The organism is Mesorhizobium sp. M7D.F.Ca.US.005.01.1.1 (assembly GCF_003952545.1).
GTDB lineage: Bacteria > Pseudomonadota > Alphaproteobacteria > Rhizobiales > Rhizobiaceae > Mesorhizobium > Mesorhizobium loti.
In genome coordinates, this window is record NZ_CP034453.1 from 6028709 (window position 1) to 6048966 (window position 20258).

Here is a 20258-nt window from a genome sequence, read left to right on the forward strand (position 1 = left end):
GCTCACCCTCCCAACCTTATATCCGCGCGACCTTGGCGAACGCCCCCGACGTGCCTTTCGATTTGAGGCGGATTTCGGGCCTTTCGCCGCCCTGGCGGGGTAGCTCAGTTGGTTAGAGCACGGGAATCATAATCCTGGGGTCGGGGGTTCAAGTCCCTCTCCCGCTACCATCACTGCAGCGCTAGGCGCTGTTCCTGGTTTACGATTTGGCAGGTTCAGAAGCTCCGCCAGCGCACCGCGGACTTTCAGCTCGACCCTTCCCCTACCCTCCGTCGGAATGATATCAATCCCCGTGACCAGCGAGCGGATGATCCTCGCCGCCTCGTGGCGCTCGCGCTCATCGGATTGCAACGCGTCCTGGAGCTCGGATACTTGCCGACGGTAAACCGTAACAGCGGCCGGATGAAACTCCACAATGCTTTCCGCGGCCGCCATCGCCTGAAGCTCTCGGGCTAGATTCTCCTTTTCGCGCTCGAGGTCCAGCAGCTTCGACTTCATGCTGGTCGTCGCGACACCGTCAGCGATAGCATCGACGATGTTACCGATCTGCCTGTCGATGCCAGCATGCCGCCTTTCGACTTCCCGTTGCCGTTCGCGGTTCATGGCGTTCAGACGCTTATGCTCAGCATGATATTCAGCAAGGAAGCGCGCAATGGCATCTGGTGCCAGCAAGCGCCGCTGGATGCCTTCAAGCACACGCTTCTCAAGCTCGCCAACACGGATCGTCCTGTTATTGGCACAAGTGCCTTTCTCACGGTGCGCGGCACAAGCAAGTTGGTCTCTATTCTTCACCGTATAGGAGGCGCCACAGCAGCCGCACCGCACAAGCCCGGAGAACATGTGCTTCGGCCGTCGGCGGTGATGGAGTTTCATGCCTCCATAAAGCTTCTTGCGGACTTGCACCGCATCCCACAGCTCATCGTCGATGATGCGCAGATGCGGCACTTCAACGACCTGCCAGGTTTCCGGCGGATTCGGCCGCGAGATGCGCTTCCCAGTCTCGGGATCCTTGCGCATTTGGAGACGATTGAAGACGAGCAGCCCGATATATGCTTCGTTGTAGAGAAAACCGCTTCTCCGCTTGAGATTGCCATTGATGGTCGAGGCGCCCCACGCACCCCCAAAGGGTGATGGAATACCTTCCTTGTTGAGGCTTGCAGCTATCGTACGTGCCGATTGACCAGCCGCGAACTCCCGAAAAACCCGGCGCACGACCGCGGCTTGATCCTCATCGATCTCGCGTAGACCGCGGATCGGTTCGCCGCGTTCATCGAGCTTTTTGACCACGCGATAGCCGTAGGAGAGGCCGCCAGCGTTGTAGCCGTTCAATATGCGGCCGCTTTGGCCTCGCCTGATTTTGGCGGCTAGGTCGCGCAGGAACAACGCGTTCATCGTTCCTTTGAGACCTACGTGCAGTTCGTCCACGGCACCCTCAGAGAGAGTGACGATCCTGACACCGGCAAAGCGCAGTCGCTTGAAGAGGCCGGCTACGTCCTCCTGGTCGCGTGACAGGCGATCGAGTGCCTCGGCTAGAACGATCTCAAATTGCCCGCTTTGAGCATCGGTGAGAAGCCGCTGGATGTCTGGTCGACGGATAATGCTTGCACCGGATATGGCGGCATCGGCATAGGTCCCAACGACAGTCCACTTCTCCCTGGCCGCGACCTCTCGGCAAAGCCGCAGCTGATCCTCGATGGAGGCTTCGCGCTGGTTGTCGGATGAGTAACGAGCATACAGCGCGACACGGGTCATGGACCGCTCCTCTGCCTCTGTTTGCTAATGTCCGCCACCGTCCCCACCCTCCCCTTCTGACGGTGCTTTCTCAGGAGGATGAACTTTGTTGTCGTTGGCCGTCTGCAATTCCTCGAAATGCTCCCTCGCAACCCGCCGACCCAACAAACAGGCGATCGACAGCACGGCTCGTTCAGCCATGTCTCGTGCCGACATGTCAGCTTTGTAATCATGGCTTGCGCTGTCGTTCCCAGGTTTGGCCTCGTCCACCATGGCATGCCCGCTCTTCTGTGTAGATCAAGGGCATTGAGCGGCGTGATGATCAGCAATACAAGTTCAGTTGCAGCGCGGTCGTACGGTGGCGTGCAAATACTTGCGCGCTGCGATTCGGGAATTCCGAAACCAAGCCAAATTGTCAAAGTTCGAGGCTCCTGCAATATCACAGGCGATATCCAATATGCTTGCATGAGACTGCTTCTCGATACGGCGACCTTGGTGGCGGCGATCCGAAGTGACGCTGGTGCCTCGCGCCATTCGCCTTTCAGGCGCGGAAACAGCACCCGGACCGCCGCTTGCGGAGCTTGGGACGCTGCTCGCGGTGAAAGAACTGTTCCTGCATCGTCTGCTTCCCGATGCGCTCCAGATCGCTGAGCGCCGAGCGGATTTGCGGCCAGGGGAACTCCGAGCATTCTTCCCACGCCTCGCCCTCGCGCAACACGGCATCGAGCTTGCCCGCCACACCGGCGAGAGTCGTGGCGGGGGTGGTTGAGAACGCTTCCAGCAGATCCTCTGCCCTATCGCCAGCTTCGCGCTCGGCCCTGAGCGCTGCGGTGTAACCGGCCTCCTCGGCGGCCGCATCCCAGCGTGCCTGATGCGATGCGAAATCAGCTTCGGCCTTCCTGCGTAGAGCCGCCATATCCGGCCCCTTGCCGAGCACTTCATTGAGCGCTTCGATCGAGTGGATCGTCACGTCCCCACTCTCTGGCAGGCGGACGGTCACACAAGGAAAGCCGACGCTCTCGACAAGCCTCATCTCCAGACGCTGCTGCTTGCGGCAAAGCCGCTCCGTCAGCTTGTGGGCTGTCTCCCATTCCCGCCAAAGCGTCAGCGCTGGGTCGGGGAGTGCACTCGTTGCAGCAGCGCTGCCGGCAAGTGCACTTTTCTCAAGCACCAAAGCGATGGACGTGATCATCCCTCCCGCAAGCACTCGCCTGCGGGTGACGAAAGGCAGAGTCATGCTATTGTCGGAATCAGCCATGATCCGAGCTCCAATCAGCTTGGGTTGTGGTCGGGCTGCTGAGGGGTGGTTGCACACCAACAGCGGCCGCTTTCAACCGAAAGATCGTATCAGAGGTACGATATTGAAAAAGCGCCGATGGATCAACAAGAATCGTATCACGGTTACGAAATGAATGCAGTTCAATGCAAGATGGCACGTGTCGCGTTGGGCTGGGGAACTCGAGAGCTAGCCCTGAATGCAAACGTATCTCCCGATACCATCGCGCGGTTGGAAAGAGGCGAACAGCTAAAGAATTCAACCATCGCTGCAATTCGTACGGTCTTCGAAGCGGCCGGGATCGAGTTCATTCCGGAGAACGGTGGCGGCGCTGGTGTTCGACTGGCGCGTCGATCTGAGGACGTCTCGTCTATCCTTGGCAGCAAAGGGTAAGTTTGATCCAAAGACGACTTACTTCTGCTGAGACATTGACGGCCGCTTTGCGCCTCACTACGGCCGTTCAGCCAGCTTTGATTACCCCAAAGCTGCCAGTCCGCAGAGGCCGGAGCAGCCCGGCGATCACCATGGCGTCGAAGGGCTTCTTGCCGGCCCGTTGCGGATTGTCTTGTCTATGATGTCGGGAAGCTTCCCGTCACATTCGTGAATACGCTGAATCCGTGTAGAGGCCTATAGCGCCAGCAGGGCGACCCCGGCCGTCAGATTGGTTTCCGAAGTGAAAGCGTACCCGCCGGCATCCGATCGGGCCGCGTTTGAGCCGCATTTTTCAGGTCAGGAGACTTGGGGTGGGATCACCCGTGGAATATAGAGCCGACAGAATCCGCTGGCAGGTTCTTCACTATCTGCTTGTGGAGGCGCCATTTACTTGACAACGAGAAAGCGGCCGGAAGGATTCGAGCGGATGGCTACTTCGGTTAGACAGGAGATTTACAAGCGTCGCCGGGTCAAAACCCGACACGAGCTGCTCAACATTTTGTCGCAATGCAGCGATGTGCAGACCCTGCAACTGTTATGGGCGTTGAATGTGCTTCAAACCGATATGCCGCCCGATTTACGCCGCTACCTCCGCTATCCAGATTCAGCTGCAAAGGCCCAGATTGGTGACAAGGCGTTCGCCCTAAAGTGGGAAATCGAAAGCCTCATCCTCCTGCTGCTGTCCACGCCGAAGACGACTGAAAACGTGATACCGGAGCGGTATTTCGAGTTCGATACCGCGTGCATCCTCCTCAACCTCTACAAGAAGGCCGAGGAGGCCGAGAACAAGATTCTCATCACCGACAAGACCGTCATCGCTGAGATGCAGCGGTATGCCCACAAGCAGTTTCTGTGGCAGCGGGCGTTCCTGGAACCGGAGCGGCTATACCGCTACTACTACGTTTACGGCCAGGGGAGATGCGCTGAGTATTTTCAGCAGCAGAACGGCCTCACAATGGAAGAGTTCGCACTGGCCTGCGTTGGCCTATACCTCAAAATGTTACAGGTCGCATGGGAGCCTGTCCCCGGCTTGGGCGAAGTGAAGCAACTGCGGCCGGAGATCATCGACCTCACGATGAAAATCATCTGCAAGGATCTGGTGGAATTGAGAACCGAGACGGCGCTCCGCATCAATCAAGTGGCTGACAAGTTTTCGTCGAAGCTCAGCTACCTGCCCAGCAGCCTTCGGCACTTCCCAATCATTTCGTCCAAAAACCATGGCAACCGCATCATCTCGCCGTTGCCACAACTGATTATGCTGCGCGCCACGTCCGGGCTGTATTACGACCTAGCCAGCGGCCCGCAGTCGCTTATCGAAGAGGCGAACGACCGCTTCGAGCAATATGGCAAGGAGCTGATCGAGGCGCGCTATCCTCGCTTCAAGGTATCTCGGGAAATGACGTTCGGACCCAAGAAGGCGAGACTGAAAACGCCGGACTTGCTTCTCTTCGACAACGAAGAGATCAAGGTTGTGTTTGAATGCAAGGCCACGAAGCTCACGTTCGCTGCCCAATTCGCCGACAATCAATACGCTGAAGCGACCACCGCATTCGATCAGATCGCCAAGGGCATGTCACAGCTGTGGAAGTTCTTTTGCCGGGCGCGGCGCGGCGTCTATTCGGAGGAGACGGTCCGCCCAGACGCTTATGGAGTCATCCTAACCATGGACAACTGGTTCAATCTTGAAGACACGCAGCTTCCCGAATTGCGAAAAAAGGCCGAAGCCTTGGTTGCCGACGAGCCAGGCATATCACCGGAGGATATGCGCGAAGTGGTGTTCTGCTCCATCGAGCAACTGGACGACGTGTTGGCGGTTTCAAGCGAGGATGAGTTCCTAGACACATTGCGGAAAAGCCAGCTGCCCGAGCACCGGGGGTGGGCTCTCCCTGTGGTCCGCAACCCCGGTTGGGCATTGGACTTGCAAAAGAAGCCATACCCTTTCGATGTGGCTAATATCCTACCGCTTTGGAAAGCCGTAAGTAGGTGATGAGATGCCGGAATCGGCCAAGCGCAAGGGGACTGAGACGCCACCATGGGGCAGAGCCCTTTCATTCAGGGAGCGCATTCTCATAGCCCTCAGGTTGGACCCAGCCGGCCGCCGCCGTCCGCCAGTGCCGAACACCGCCTACTACAGTCACAGTTCTTTCCTGGGGATGGTTCACGACACTGCTGAAATCAAAACCATCGAGGACGGTGTAGAGTTGGCGGGAACGCGACTGACCCTTTCCTATGTCGGCGGACTCATCTCATTGGACTTTCCGGCCTTTGTGGCGCCCGCCGTCCAGAAGGATTGGGTCGAGATCTTCTACGCCAAAATTCCAACCGTCGATGTCCCTTATCCCATCTATTTTCACAATAAGCGCACCAACACGCTTGGGGAGATGGAGCATAGCATTAGGCGCTGTGCGGTCCGGCATGACCCACAGGAAGAGATTGTGGGTATCGCGTTGGTTAAGCGTGAAGTCCGTTATTTTGCCTACGAGAAGTCAGGCGTGACAGCCTGATACCAGCAAGCATGAACGGGTCACGCGGCTCTTTTCGCTCTGGCACCGGTTCGTCTTTGTCTTCCAGATAGGCTGCCGTAGCCACGTAATCATGGGACATCCAAAGGCTCATGTCGCGCCCCTTGACGGTTCTGAACAAGCACTTTTCCAGCTCGGAATCACGCTTGACCATCCGCAATATCGCCCTCTCAGGAGAGCCAAGGGTGGAGAGCTGTCGCTGGGTGACAATGCCACGCTCGTTCTTGATGTGAACGAATAGCCTTTTCATGTGGTTTCTCTAAACGGCAGCTGTATTATCCTTCGGATGTAGGGATGGCCCGCTGGTTGGGCAATCCCTATTGCACCGTGCCGGGCTCGGCCGCACGCCGGTGGCCATCGTACATTCCGAGAATTGGCGGGCACCTTTCGCTCAGAGCTGGCGCCATATCCTTTCCGCAGCCGCCAGGATCTTCGCACCTCCTCGACCGAAATGGTCGTTTGGTCGCTAAGCACTGCGAGGAGCTGTGCCGCAGGCGTATCGATCGTCGAGAATGCACGAATCCTTTTCCGAACCTCGCTACTGTCTGCGCTACCCGCGAAAGCGGTTGGTCCCGAGCTGGATGCAACTGTCGGCTTTCGAGCCCTATCATAAGCTGACATTCCGCTGTTCCCCTAAAGCCCCCATTCCAGAAACCTCAATCGACCGACCGTTCCTGGCGCATCTTGCGCGTTCAGAAGTGAACCTACATGGACGCGGTGGTTGAGAAACTATGCCGCGGTTGTCACGGGCAAGCCCGCTGATGTGCTGACCAATGCGCTTTTCGAGAACCGGCTGCCAAGGCACGAGCTGGAAGCCAGCACCGTCGTCAATCATGGCGAAGCGGCCGGAGGCGAGATCGGCCGCTCCGATCAGCCGGCCTCTGACATATTCGCCCGGCTTGGCCCGAATGAAGCTGAGCCCGCGCTCGGCCGCCATCACACGGCCGACGCGGGCGACCTCGGTTTGCTCGAGCGGCTGCAGCAGATCCTTCGGCGCGCGAATACGGCCGTCGTCCAGGCGAGCGGCAAGGCCCATATCGACGAGACATTAGTAAACTCGACGATCGTGCTTTTTGCTGCGGTGGTGTAGTCACGTTTGCCGCCCCCTACAAGCTGGGATGGTAGGTTGGATCGGTGCGGCAGGCTTGTCACGGCCGAGGCGCTTCCCTTGAGGCTGTGAAACCTATGCATTCGCATTGGGGCGGGGGAACGCCAGCCGACAAGCCAGCGCTCGGCCGCCATCCTGCGGCCGACGCTGGCGATGCTGGCTCTCGACTAGCCGCAACGAAGACCGCCGAGGCAGCCGTGCCGACCACCCATCGTGAGTCACAGCAAGCTACCTGTCGAGCAGCAGCCACCGCAGGGAGCGCGTCCTGCCGGCCAAGCTGGTTGCTTGTCGAGCCAGGCGCCGTCGCCTCCGGAGACGCCCCCTTCCTGGCTTCAGCCCTAAGCCGTCATGGCCGAGGTTCCGCACATCGCACTAAGCGAGGGAAGGAGAAAGAGAATCAGCATTTTAGCGAGGTGCAACAAAAACCCGCACCTCGCGGAAATGCTGCATAACCTATTGAAACAACACGACCGATCGACGCCGCACCTCGCGGCCTTTTATCTCGCCATCTTAATCGGTCGTATTTCGCGGGACTTGCTTTCCATAGCCATCTCTCTTCTAAAATACGATAATACACTATTCTATGCTCTACACCACGATCCAGTGTTCTGGCGTCGAGTTCCAATGCGCCGTGCAGTCTTCCGCGCTCTGCGACGGGGCAGTCGCGCTGCTTATTTGCAGCACGGGAACCGTCGTGACGCACTTTTCCATCGGGCTGTCGGGCCATCTTCACAGGCAATCCGGCGCGATCCGGCCGTCTCGCGATCCGCGCGGCCGCAAGCAAGATAACGTGCGTTCCGTGGTTCCTGGTCTGCATCGGTCCTCATCCGCTGGAGTGGATCGTTTGTGTCAGACGGCGCGCGTCATCGTCCTAGCGTCATGCGTTTCAACTTCCGTTGCATCGTTCATCAACGCGCCCCAGCAGCCTGCGATCCTTGCGACGAGCGCGCTGCGCAGCATCGCTTCGGTTCGCTGCGGAATCGCCGACATAGAACGTTCCGTCGCTCCAAATCGCGTGCATGATCATCGCCAGCTTGCGGGCCACGGCGACACAGGCCTTGCGGTGGCAGGAGCGTTTGGCGATCGCCTGGCCCCAGTTCTTGACCTTGTCGGTGCCCTTGAAGCGCGTCATCAGCCCCGAAGCCGCCTCGCAAAGCGAGCGTCGCACATCAGCATCACCGGCCTTCAATATGCGACCCTGAACATCGATCGAGCCGCCGACTGCCGGCGCCGCGAGGTCAGCCCGCGTGAGCGGCGGAAGCGCGACGGATCGTCGATCGCCGTCATGAACGAAAGTGCAGTGACCGGCCCGACGCCGGGGATTACCATGAAGCGTCGGCACAGTTCGCTGCGTGCCACAATTTTCATGACCAGATCGTGCAGCCGGCAATACTGCCTCCACAGCGCTACGCGCCGATAGCATGGCGTCCAACTCGCACGACAGCGGATCTTCCGCCACTTCGGTGCGCACCGCCTGCTCGACAGCCCCTCGCCCAACCTTGCCCAGTCGGATACCAAATGCCTTCAGCGAATGGCGTATGGCGTTCTCCAGGTCGAGGAACTTGGCATTCGGATTGCGGCGGTGTGTCAGCAGAAGCTTGGTTCGGTAGCAGCCTTCCGACCTGATATGGGCCTGCCGGAAACAGCCGGTGCGCAGTTTCTATTCCTGTGGACGGAGGTCTGTTTACTATCGAGGGGCGGATATTGCAGATGGCCCGCTCTCGCTAAGGGCGTATTGTGCAGAATTAAATATACACCCCAACATCCCGAGACCGAGGCGCCTGATGGTAGCAATCAATATCGATTTTCAGCGCATACGTTCATTTGGCGGTTCACAGAACCACGCATTCGAGGAGCTTTGCACACAACTTGCAGCGCTGGAGCCTCGGGCGGCGAATGCTGTGTTTCACCGAAAGGGTGTTGGCGCCGATGCCGGTGTTGAATGTTTTGTTCAACAGCTTGGTGGCTCTGAAACAGGGTGGCAGGCGAAATACTTTTTTGATTTTGGCGCAAGTCAAATCGCTCAACTCGACAAGTCGATTCAAACGGCGCTCGCCAAGCATCCTCGCTTGAATCGGTACATCGTCTGCGTGCCGATTGATTTGTTTGACCAGCGTGTGGGCAAGGCAAAAAGCCAGCTCGAACGCTGGAAGGACTGGGTGAAGAAGTGGAAGGCAACCGCAACCACGATGAAGCGCAAGCTTGCTATCGAGTTTTGGGGGCATTCGGAGATTGTCGAGCGGTTGGGCCGTGACAACCCTCTTTACTCGGGGCGGGCAGCATTCTGGTTCGACGAGACCTTTTTGACCTCGGCCTGGTTCACGAGCCGGTTTGAGCTGGCGCGCAGCGGCCTTGGCCAGCGCTACACCCCGGACACAAACATCGAGTTGCCTATACGCCGCACAATTCTCGGGCTTTGCCGCGATCCGTCTCTCCTCGATCAGGTGCAGGCATGGGGCGAGAAACTTGAAGAAGCCCGCTACGACGTTATCAAGCAGCTCGGATACCTGTCGTTTAGCGCGACCCTGGCCAAAGAAATTACGGGGGTAGAACGCACGACAGGTGCCCTTAGCTCTCTGCTATCGGCGACGCCGGTAGACGCGGCCTACGCCTTTCCGGTGGCAGAAATTACGTCGCTTGGCAGTGATGCTTTAGCCGCGGGCGCATTGGCCATGCGTGCAGTGCGCGACAAGAGTCCTGCTGATCCAAAGGATGAGAAAGGCATCGATTATCTTTCACGAGAGATGCGCGATCTCGAAGAGGCGCTGGACAGGATAATCGATGGGGTGAATGGCGATAACTGGCAGCTGGTGAACGGCCGCCGCGCGCTTGTTACCGGACCGGCAGGCATTGGAAAATCGCACTTGTTCGGCGATGCAGTTGACCATCAGGTTACCAATGGCCGTCCGTCGCTTCTCATTCTGGGCGGGACATTGATCGACGACGATCCCTGGGCACAGATCGTTAAGCAGCTTGATTTGTCGATCTCGACCGAAAAATTCCTTGGTGCCCTCGATGCAGCGGCCGAAGCGGCGCACACGCGGGCGGTCATTTTCATCGACGCGATCAACGAGCGTCACGGCATTGCCATCTGGTCGCACCGCTTGGCGGCCTTTCTTAAAACTATAGAGAATTTCCCACGCGTGGCGGTCGCTCTCTCGTGCCGCTCAACCTATGTGCCTTACGTTATCCCGGACGGCGTTGGTGCAGACCTTGCTCGAATAGAGCATGTGGGATTCGCCGGACGGGCTGCCGAAGCTGCCCGCTACTACCTCGACAAGCGCGGTATCGTGCGTATGGCGGCTCCAAATCTGATCCCTGAATTCGAAAATCCGCTCTTTCTCAAAACCTGTTGTGACTTCCTCGAAAAGGAAGGACTTTGTGAGTTCCCGCGCGGCCTGCGCGGCGTGACCGAGATCTTCAAGTTCTATTCACAGGCTGTGGCCAAATCCGTCGAACGGCAACTCGGCCTCGATCATAAACTCGGCCTTGTTAGCCGCGCACTTGAAACGCTTGCCGCCGCCTTCGATCAAGGTGAGCGCGGCTATCTGGAGTATGAAAAGGCGGCCGCCCTTATGGAGGATATCTTTCCGGCGCATGGGGTCTTCGATCGCAGTCTCTTAACGCGGCTAATCAGCGAAGGCGTTTTGGCAGACGAGCCGGTGACGGGAGACGATGGCAACGTTGCTCACATCGTGCGCTTCTCTTTTGAGCGCTACAGCGACCATCGCATCGCCCGCCAACTCCTCGACGCGCATCTGGATTCGGCAACGCCGGCCAATTCCTTTCTGCCCGGGACGCCTCTGCAGGCCTATCTCGAAAACAAAAAGGCCTATGAACACGCGGGCGTGCTGGAGGCCATGGCAATCCAGTTACCGGAGCGATGTGGCCTCGAGCTCCCTGATGCAGTGTCAGGCAAGCAGAACAAAATGCTCATATCGAGAGCATTCCTTGAGAGCGTGCTTTGGCGTGAACAACGCTCCTTCACGCAGCGAACCATCGACCTCCTGAAGGAGGTATCAAAAATGTCGGACCGCGACGAAACATTGCGGACGCTCATTGCAGTAGCGAGCGAGCCGGAAAATGCCTTCAATGCCGAATATCTGCATAGCAGGCTTATCAAACTCAGCATGCCGGAACGCGACCGGATTTGGTCGATTTATGTGGCGCAGGAGGGTGATGAAGAGGACAGCCCGATCCAGACACTGATCGGCTGGACACTTCAGAACGGCCTTGAGGCCATGGATGACAAACGCGCCGGTCTTGCCGCAATTGCATTATCTTGGCTGTTCTCCACCAGTCACCGCGCTATCCGTGACCGGGCCACGAAATCGCTTGCCGCTCTATTGGCCACCCGGCTGACGGTGGCTGCTGATCTCATTGACCGCTTTAGCCGCATTGACGACCTTTACATCTTGGACCGCGTGATTGGGGCTGCGTATGGAGCGGCTCTACAGGGCATGGGAAAGGACGGATTGCCCGAATTAGCTGAAGCGGCATTCCGTTGCGTTTTCGACCAAGCCGAGCCACTGGCACATGTGTTGATAAGGGATCACGCGCGCGGGATTATCGAACTCGCCTACCGAAGAAATGCACTGCCCGCCACATTCGATATGGTGCGCGTACGGCCGCCCTACCGAAGCCCGGGTATCGAGGATGTGCCCGAAGCCGTCATTGAGAGCTACAAACAGGAATATGCGCCTGGCAAATCGTTTGGCGACGCCATTGTAAGCTCCTGCATCAACGACGGCGACTTTGCGCGCTACGTTGTGGATCATCCGGTCAGAAAATTCAGCGCATATTCTATCGACATCGTAGGGCAACCAGAGGAGCAGGTTTATTCCAACTGGTCGCTGGATCTTGCCAGCCGCTTGCCGGCTGCTGCGGCCCTCCTACACGAATTGATCGCTGCGTGTGATGCGTGGCGCGCAAACCAGGGACCCATTGGTTTCGGAACGCTCAACATTAAGTTTGTCGATGCCGAAGACCCTGAGGAAGAGGAGGTCAACAAATTCGAACAAGCCGTTGACCAGGCTGAAGCGCGCCTGAAAGACGCTTTGGGCGAAACGGAATGGGCGGAATACAACAATCGCGCACGCGCCCTCGTGCGCAAGGACTTGCGCGGGGCAAAACGCTACTATTCCTGGCCTCCGTCATTTGACCGGCTGAGGGCCAGACGCTGGGTCTGCAAGCGTGCACATGATCTCGGCTGGACTCCGGACCTTTTTGGGGAATTCGAACGGAGCCTAGGGTACAACGGCCGAAACAGTCATCGCGTCGAGCGTATCGGCAAAAAATACCAGTGGATCGCGTTTCATGAATTGCTGGCGCGCTTAGGCGACAACTTCTGTTTTGTTGGATGGAACCGGGAAGACGGCACACAGGTCTTTCAAGGACCGTGGCAGGTGAGTCGCAGGGATATAGACCCCTCGCTGTTTGCGTCGCAGACACCCAAGGAGGCGCAGCAGAGTGACCGCACGTGGTGGATGCCTGCCCAGGTGACAATGCGTCCGATGTCGCCCAACTCTCGTCTGGCTTGGCTCGATTCCGGCGAAGATATCATCAACGATGCTTCCCTGCTCAGCGTTACAGAGCCCAAAACCAACCGTGAGTGGCTTGTTGTCAACGAATTTGAGCGCTGGAATCAGTGGGGCATGCGCGAGGGTGAACGTACGCTTGATCGCTACACCGCCTTCGAAATTCGCTGCATGCTTGTCCGTGCCAGTGACCGTGCCAAAGTGGTGAAAGGCTTGTCCGGTAAAATCTTTCGGGATCGCTTTGATCTGCCGGAGTTGGATAAACCATCGGAAGGCTATATCGGCGAATATCCATGGCATCCTTTGTATCGGGATGTTCCGGTTTGGCTCAGCCCGGCGGACCATAACGAGCTAACTGCCAAGGTCCAGCCGACTGTGACGGACTACCAGGCGGAGCGCGGTGGCCACGATTATTCCATTGAAGACTCCTTCCACGTCAACGTTCCTGCGCCGGGGCTGGTGGCAGGCCTCGGCCTTCACCTCTCGAACGGGCGCGACTTGTCGTACTCGGACGATGCCGGCAAGGTTATTTTTTTCGACCCATCAACGCGTGAACCTGGCCCGGGAGCCGCGCTCGTTGACCGTAACATTTTCCTTGCATTCCTGGCGCGCGAAAAGCTTGACGCCATCTGGGTTATTGCCGGCGAAAAGGAAGTGCATGGTGGAAGAAAGCACCGCGAAGGGTATGGCGGCTCGAAGAGTTTCACTTCGGTCTATTGGCTGACAAAGACGGGATTCCGCAAAACCGATTTTGAGGAACGTCAGCGCCCGACGACAGAGCAGCTGACGCGGTTCTATGACGAGGCCGGTGCGCGTGCGACTGCAACGCGGAAGAAAAAGCCGGCACCCGTATCTGCTACTGCGAGTACCAGAGGAAAGAAGCCTAAGCCGCGCTCAACTCCCTCCGGGAAGAAGCCAGCGTCAAAGCCAGAATCCCCTAAGCCGGATGAGGCTAGCGAAGACTAAACCCGCTGATGCGCGGGTTTAGAGCGCCGGCCTCCAGAGCAGGATGCTTCGTTCACGCTTGCGGTCTGATTGCCACTTCATATGTAATGACGTGATGAATAGCCCCATCATGCCAGTCATGCTCCCCGAAAGCCGCCCGGCCAGTGCTGCGCCGCAGCCGTATAGCCCGGAATGGCTGAACGCATTGACGGCAGAACAGCGGCACTCGCCCGACATGACGGAATTCTCGCGTCGGATGCACAACGGCGGTGGCGAGCATGTGACGTGGCTTCACTGGAGCTACGAGGAGAGACAGCTTTGGACGCCTCGCCTGTCTCGGCAGGGTTCGGTCTTCTTCCTCGATTGCGGGCGCCGGCCTTTCGCGGTCACAGCTGGGCATGTCTTCGAGCAATTCGTCGAGGATCGCAAGGCGCGCCGCGTGCGCGGCTGCCAGATTGCGAATGTCGGCTTCAATCCCGAAGACCGGTTGATCGCTTGGGGTAAGGAGCTCGGGGTCGACATTGCAACGTTTCGCGTGACGCCCGAAGAGGTCGCGGCGACGGGCAAGAAGGTCGTGCGCGGGATCGATGGCCCATGGCCGCAGCCGCCGAACATCGGAGAGTTGGTTTATTTCGGCGGCTTTCCGGGTGTGGAGCGCGATGTCATCGCGCCGGATGAAATTTCCCTTGGGCTTCACAGCGCCATGGTGGGCCTGACCAGCTTTACCGACTATCAGCTCTGCTGTCAGTTCGACCGTAACTACTGGGTCGATGTTCGCGGGCTTGGGCTTCCGCCGGTTGGCTATGAACTTGGCGGCATCTCCGGCGGGCCGATGATTCAGCCGATCTTCAACAATGGCGTTTGGGACTGGCGGTTGGTCGGTGCGATTTCCGAAGCGATCATGGCGGAAGACTTCGAGCGCATCACTGCAGTGCGTGCGCATTTCATTCTACCGGACGGGCGGCTTTCACGCTGACATACGCCAATCCACCGTAGAGAAAAGCATGTTCTAGAGAAAACCTCTGCCGCTGCTAAGCTGCCCCATATGGACCATGAGAAGATAAGCGCCGAGCTGGACGTCCTGCGGGAGTTCATCGATTTCGTTAACCGGCAGGTTGGTGTCTACTGCGATTGCCTTTCCGGTTTCCAGGGCAACAAGGTGCGGATGGAGCGGCAGATACCGCGTGTCCAAAGGCCGACCAGTCGCCGCATCGTTGATGGGCAGCCGGTGGTTGCCTATGTGAGCGTCGAGGATCCGAGCCGGCCCGATATCGTCCATCATCGTATTATTCGGGCCGATGAGTTCATCAACGTAAACGCCGAAGGAGCCTTTAACGAGCAGCAGATTTGCTGGGCGATTATCGTGTTCATTTTTTCAACCTGGGATGAAGAGATACGGCCCAGGATCGCAGCCATCCGGGGTATCAAGCCGGATGACATTATGCTGAACGAGATGGGCGACCTTCGCATTTTGCGAAAGGCCATCATCCACAACAGCGGCAAGGTCTCGGCAAAAGAGTATGCCAAGCTCAAAGTCATGACCGATCTTTGCCAACCCAACACGCCACTGGCCTTCAGGCACGATGAAATGCACGCCGTGTTCGTGCACGTAAAGCGCGGTATCGGGCGACTGATAAACGAGCATTTCGGCCACCTGCCCGGCGCGCCCGACCCCGCCTCCATCATCGGCGTGGCGATCTCCAGGAATGGGCAAACATAAGTCTCCGGCTGAACGCCCGTCGTAATCAGCTTTGGATTTGTTCACTCTTTGTGCTACAGATTTGCGGCATCAATCCTGTTCGTGCCATGACCAACGAAAACACCCAAAACTGGATCTGTGACGGCGAAAAATACGCCCTGCTCGGCCTCAATATTAAAGCCGATGAGGCAGGTTTCGCCGATGAGCAGATTTCACCAGAGCTCGCGGTCGTTACCAAAGCCGCTTTCAAGGTGCCTGCGCATTGGCGCGAATGGTTGGGCAGCATTCGCGCAGAAGAAGTCGAGGACTGCGACGTTTTCATCCTCAGCAGACTCATATCAAAACAATCCGGCGTACTGGATGCCGAGAACCAGGCACTTCAGGCAAAGGTCTGGAGTTTCTATCGTGGTCTCTTGCTCACCAGCAGGTTCGCCACGGCGCACAAACCGGTGATCCTCACGGGATCACGTGAGGAAAATGAAATTGGTGTTCGCCAGACCCAGGATTTGGACGCACCGGTTTCATGCGTGTTTCGCGGCTATCCCGAAGTCTCACAGGAGGAATTGCGGCAAGCTGCCGGCCTTGTGGTGCAACTCGCCAAAATTGGGGGGATAGCCAAGGGCGACAGTCACTGGCGCCTCTTCCGGGTGCTGCACCTTTATATCTCCACGCGGTCCGAACGGGATTTACTCCATCGCTTTCATCAATATGCGCGCTGTGTCGATGGGTTCGTGCTTTCCCGGCCCGGTAAGGGGGCGAGTGATTTTGTGACCCGCACGGAACTCTTTATTGGGCCGGGCCATCAGGACATGCTTGGTGAAATCTACGCTGATCGCAGCTCGGTCGAACATCTGCACGAGGATCGCCTTCTTGAACCGTTCGAGAGAGCAAAGCGGCTTGATCTTTTGAAGAAGGAAGCCGTGATCGAATACGTTGCGCGAACCGCCTTAAATCGTATCCTCGCCAACGAAGCACTGTGGCCTCATTTTGCGAACCGAGCTGGTCTGGCCGATTTCTGGAGCTTGCCGGCCGATGAGCGGCAGAGAACCTGGGGTAGTCCGATTAACCCGCTCGATGCCCTTGCGGAATTCGACCCGAAACACATTCACGATAGCGAGCTAGGTGCTTAGTTGTTTTCTGAAACAGTCATTGTGGAGACTTATATCAGTTTGAACACATCATTTGACGCTTTCTCAAGCTCTCCCCTAAGTTCAACCGATGTTTGAAATCACCCGCGACGATATTGCTGCACTAAACGATGAAGACCTGCGCACCCTGGTTGGTCTTCTCTGCGAAACCACGCTCCGGCGCGCGGACCTGCCTGTCTCTGCCGTGACCTGGGGCGGCAACCAAACTGCCAAGGACGGCGGCCTTGATGTGCGCGTGGCGCTGCCCACCGGCACGCAGATCGAGGACTTCATTCCAAGGGCTGCAACCGGCTTTCAGGTGAAGAAACCCAACATGCCACCGTCGGAGATCCCGAAGGAAATGAAGCCGAAGGGCATCATTCGCCCGGTGATTGAGCAACTGGCCGCTAAGGAAGGCGCCTACATCATTGTCAGCTCAACCAGCTCAGCGGCAGACTCCGCATTGGACGATCGCCGAGCTGCGATGGCAGAAGCGGTGAAAGGTATCGGGAATGCCGCAAAGTTGCATCTCGACTTCTACGACGGCAACCGCGTTGCGAGCTGGGTGCGTGCCAATCCGGGGCTGATTGCGTGGGTTCGTTCCCGGGTTGGAAGGCCTATCCCCGGGTGGAAGTCGTACGGAGACTGGTCAAGCGTGCCGGCGGGCGCGGACAAACGCTATCTTCTTGATGACGAGGCACGCATCAAGACGGGTAACAAAGACGATGGGGAAGGCCTGTCGGCCGTAAATGGCATCAACCGCCTGCGGGAAGCCCTGCGAAATCCACGCCAGGTTGTTCGCTTGGTCGGCCTTTCAGGTGTTGGCAAGACAAGGCTGGTTGAAGCCTTGTTTGACAATACCGTGGGCGCGGATGCGCTGGACCCTTCCCTCGCCTACTATACCGACATTGCCGATGCGCCTGATCCACAACCGACGGGTCTTGCCTCCGACCTGATCGCGGCTGACACGCGCGCGATTTTGGTGATCGATAATTGCCCTCCAGAAACGCACAGGCACCTATCGGAGGTGGTGCGTGCCGCACGCTCAACGGTCAGCGTCATCACCGTTGAATATGACATCCGCGAGGACCAGCCAGAAGGCACAGACGTTTTCTCGCTGGAAACATCATCGGTGCCTCTGATCACAAAATTGGTGGCGGGGCGCTTCCCGGACTTATCACAGCTCGATAGCCGCAGGATTGCCGAGTTTTCCGGCGGCAACGCGCGGATAGCGCTTGCGCTTGCCAGCACGGTAAAGAAAACAGAGACGGTCTCTGGCCTCACCCACGCCGAATTGTTCAAGCGTCTCTTCCAGCAACGCCACGAGCATGATGCAGGGCTGTTGCAAATCGCTGAAGCCTGTTCGCTGGTTTACTCATTTCAGGGGGAAGACCTGACGGGCGAGAAGGCGGAACTGCCCGTGCTCGGCGGATTAGTCGGAAAGACCGCACAGCAGGTATTCACTGCGGCGGCCGAACTAAAGCGGCGCGATCTTTTGCAAAAGCGTGGGGAATGGCGCGCGATCTTGCCGCACGCCATCGCAAACCGGCTGGCGGAGCTGGCTCTTCAAAATATCCCCTCTTCCGTTATCGAAGCCGCGATCGTGAATGGGCCATCGGAACGCCTGTTGCGCTCTTTCTCGCGCCGCCTTGGCTATCTCGACAGCAGCAAGGAAGCGCAGACGATTGCGAAAGGCTGGCTTGCACCGGGCGGCCTTCTTTCCGATGTGTCGAATCTAAATCCGCTTGGCCACGCGATGCTTGAAAACGTCGCGCCGGTACAGCCTCGAGCAACCCTTTCCGCGCTTGAGAATAGCTTCGCCAATGCAGACGGGGATACGCTGCTGGCCGGCGCACCTCTTATCCGGCTGTTGCATGCGCTCGCCTATGACGCTGAATTGTTCAAACGTTCTGTGGCACTGTTGTGCAAGTTCGCAGGCATGCATGGTGAGGTGGTTGACAGCGATGCCGAGAAGGCGATTGCGCCCCTCTTTTACGTCGCTTTTTCCGCGACCCACGCACCGTTGTCGATGCGTCTCGAAGTAGCGACAGAACTTCTAAAATCAGACAAACCGGTTGAATGCCATCTCGGCGTCAAGGCCTTGGAAGCCATGATGACGACCGAGCACTTCAGGCCCTATTCCAGTTTTGAGTTCGGCGCGCGTTCGCGCGACTACGGCTACCATCCGAAGAGCAAAGCCGAGTACGATCAGTGGTTCGGCGATGTGCTCAAGACAGCAGAATTTTTCGCTCTATACGACAGCAAAGTCAGAGCGCGTGTACAGAAAAGCATAGCCCGAAAATTTCGAGGCCTCTGGGCGAATGCGGGCCAGTTCGACGCGCTGGAGCGCATTTCCAGGGCAATCGCCAAGGACGGTTTCTGGCGCGAGGGTTGGATCGCAACGCGGCAAACACGGCGATACAGCGCGAAAATGCTGGATGCTGGGGCGCTGCAACGCCTTACCAAGCTGGAGGAATTTCTAAAACCAAAGGACTTGATCGATAGCGTACGGGGAATCGTGCTCGGAGAAAGAGGCGGCAGCCTTTTTGACCTTGAAGACGATGAGGAAATGGACATTGCCGAGCGGCTGAAGCGCGTCGCCGAGGCTGTTGTGGAATTTGGAAAAGAAGCCGCTGCCGACGAAGAAGCTCTCGCCACACTCCTTCCGGAACTCATTGGCGGCCATGGGCGACTTTTCGAATTTGGGCAGGGACTTGCCCTGGGCGCAGGCGAACCGCGCATCATGTGGAAGCGATTGGCCGCTCAAGTGGCTTCAGCCGAGCAGCCAAATGTGCAACTGCTGCGTGGTTTCCTAGATGGGCTTAAAACAAAGGACCAGACGGCAACACAGGCATTCCTTGACGAAGCCGTAGAAGATGCCGTGCTCGGCAAATGGCTGGTCGATCTTCAGGCGAGCGTCACGATAGACGAGGCTGGTGTTGATCGCCTTCATCGTGCGTTGGAGCTTGGCAAGGCTACCACCCATGATTTCTTCGTTTTGGTTGGCGGGCGCGTCTGTGATCCAATCCCGGGGCCTGCATTTCGCGACCTGCTGGTTGCAATCAGCGCCAAACCCGACGGCAATCCCATCGCCCTGCAAATCCTTTTGATGCGGTTCCATTCGGATGGCGGTGCTGGACGAAAGCCCTTGCCTGAGACGCTTGAGGCAGGCCGCATTCTTCTCGGCCGGCATTCATTCGAGCCAGATAGCAGGCGAATTGATCACAGTGACCACACGCTGGGCAATGTCGCGAAGAGCTGCCTGAACGGGCCAGAAGGCGCACCCGTTGCGCGCAAGATATGGCGCGACTTGAAAACGGCCATTGAAAAGCACGAGGTTTACGCCTGGGATCACGACGATTTTTTGCAGGCCCTATTCAAGACCCAACCTGCAACCATGCTGGATGAGCTAGCTGCGGGTAGCGACCAGGAGCGCGAGAACAATATCGATATCGTCCAGGATGTGATGCACGGCCATCCAAATCCGGTCAGTGTGGTTCCGGATGACATCATTTTGGAATGGTGCGCTGCCGACCCAAAACTGCGCTATCCCTTTGCTGCTGCCGTCGCCCAGTTGTTCACCCCCTCCGATGACAAGGCACTGGAATGGCGACCAATCATGAAAGAACTTCTAGAGCGGGCGCCTGACCCAGTCGCGGTATTCCAAGCAATTGATCTCTGGCCAAGAAGCTTTGAAGGGTCGTTTGCGACAGAATGCGAAATCCGGCTCCACTTGCTCGACCGGCTTGAGACGGGGGCTAACCCAGGTCTAATCGCGGCCGTCAAGGAAACGCGCGCCAGGCTTGCTACGACAATAGCCAAAGAACGACGCGACGAGCTGGAGGAAGACCGCACGGAAAGCGGTCGCTTCGAATGAACGC

12 protein-coding genes, 1 tRNA gene and 1 pseudogene are annotated in these 20258 nt (G+C 57.8%); 9 read left to right on the forward strand and 5 right to left on the reverse strand.

From position 1 onward, the window contains the following. Positions 1 to 93: 93 nt before the first annotated feature. Positions 94 to 170 (forward strand) — tRNA-Met (locus EJ076_RS29485). Here EJ076_RS29485 and EJ076_RS29490 read toward each other — a convergent pair. From EJ076_RS29490 to EJ076_RS29500, 3 genes are all read right to left on the reverse strand, one after another. Then, positions 127 to 1752 carry a recombinase family protein gene (locus EJ076_RS29490; RefSeq protein ID WP_126071165.1) on the reverse strand — a complete coding sequence of 542 codons (1626 nt, stop codon included), beginning with the start codon at positions 1750 to 1752 and terminating at the stop codon, positions 127 to 129. The genes EJ076_RS29485 and EJ076_RS29490 overlap by 44 nt on opposite strands. A gap of 24 nt (positions 1753 to 1776) precedes the next feature. Continuing rightward, positions 1777 to 2004, reverse strand: a complete 228-nt coding sequence (locus tag EJ076_RS29495; RefSeq protein ID WP_126070235.1) for a hypothetical protein — start codon at positions 2002 to 2004, stop codon at positions 1777 to 1779. 268 nt (positions 2005 to 2272) lie between these two features. Then, positions 2273 to 2989, reverse strand: coding sequence for a hypothetical protein (locus EJ076_RS29500; RefSeq protein WP_206438745.1), 717 nt, complete (start codon positions 2987 to 2989; stop codon positions 2273 to 2275). Between the two features lie 150 nt (positions 2990 to 3139). Here EJ076_RS29500 and EJ076_RS29505 point away from each other — a divergent pair, with 150 nt between their 5' ends. The 3 genes from EJ076_RS29505 to EJ076_RS29515 all read left to right on the forward strand — a co-directional run bounded on the left by EJ076_RS29505 (position 3140) and on the right by EJ076_RS29515 (position 5943). Beyond that, positions 3140 to 3400: a helix-turn-helix transcriptional regulator gene (locus tag EJ076_RS29505; protein ID WP_206438833.1), complete on the forward strand. Its 261-nt coding sequence runs from the start codon at positions 3140 to 3142 to the stop codon at positions 3398 to 3400. 466 nt (positions 3401 to 3866) lie between these two features. Beyond that, entirely contained in the window at positions 3867 to 5426 is a 1560-nt protein-coding gene (locus tag EJ076_RS29510) for a hypothetical protein (protein WP_126070236.1), read from the forward strand. Between the two features lie 4 nt (positions 5427 to 5430). Next, positions 5431 to 5943 (forward strand): hypothetical protein, encoded by a 513-nt coding sequence (locus tag EJ076_RS29515; RefSeq protein WP_126070237.1) that lies wholly within the window; start codon positions 5431 to 5433, stop codon positions 5941 to 5943. A 625-nt stretch (positions 5944 to 6568) separates the two neighbouring features. Here EJ076_RS29515 and EJ076_RS29520 read toward each other — a convergent pair. Both EJ076_RS29520 and EJ076_RS29525 read right to left on the reverse strand, forming a co-directional pair. Next, positions 6569 to 6997, reverse strand: a complete 429-nt coding sequence (locus EJ076_RS29520) for a DUF3363 domain-containing protein (RefSeq protein WP_126070238.1) — start codon at positions 6995 to 6997, stop codon at positions 6569 to 6571. A gap of 958 nt (positions 6998 to 7955) precedes the next feature. After that, positions 7956 to 8726, reverse strand: a pseudogene (locus tag EJ076_RS29525) (transposase); the annotation flags it as partial. Between the two features lie 127 nt (positions 8727 to 8853). Here EJ076_RS29525 and EJ076_RS29530 point away from each other — a divergent pair. The 5 genes from EJ076_RS29530 to EJ076_RS29550 all read left to right on the forward strand — a co-directional run bounded on the left by EJ076_RS29530 (position 8854) and on the right by EJ076_RS29550 (position 20254). After that, the gene (locus tag EJ076_RS29530) at positions 8854 to 13572 is read left to right on the forward strand and encodes an ATP-binding protein (protein WP_126070239.1); all 4719 of its coding nucleotides are present in this window, start codon (positions 8854 to 8856) and stop codon (positions 13570 to 13572) included. A gap of 118 nt (positions 13573 to 13690) precedes the next feature. Further along, entirely contained in the window at positions 13691 to 14527 is an 837-nt protein-coding gene (locus EJ076_RS29535) for a hypothetical protein (protein WP_126070240.1), read from the forward strand. A 69-nt stretch (positions 14528 to 14596) separates the two neighbouring features. Next, positions 14597 to 15271, forward strand: coding sequence for a hypothetical protein (locus tag EJ076_RS29540; RefSeq protein WP_126070241.1), 675 nt, complete (start codon positions 14597 to 14599; stop codon positions 15269 to 15271). Between the two features lie 86 nt (positions 15272 to 15357). Next, on the forward strand, positions 15358 to 16380 hold the full coding sequence (locus EJ076_RS29545; RefSeq protein WP_126070242.1) for a hypothetical protein: 1023 nt from the start codon (positions 15358 to 15360) through the stop codon (positions 16378 to 16380). An 88-nt stretch (positions 16381 to 16468) separates the two neighbouring features. Further along, positions 16469 to 20254 (forward strand): hypothetical protein, encoded by a 3786-nt coding sequence (locus EJ076_RS29550; protein ID WP_126070243.1) that lies wholly within the window; start codon positions 16469 to 16471, stop codon positions 20252 to 20254. Positions 20255 to 20258 lie beyond the last annotated feature (4 nt).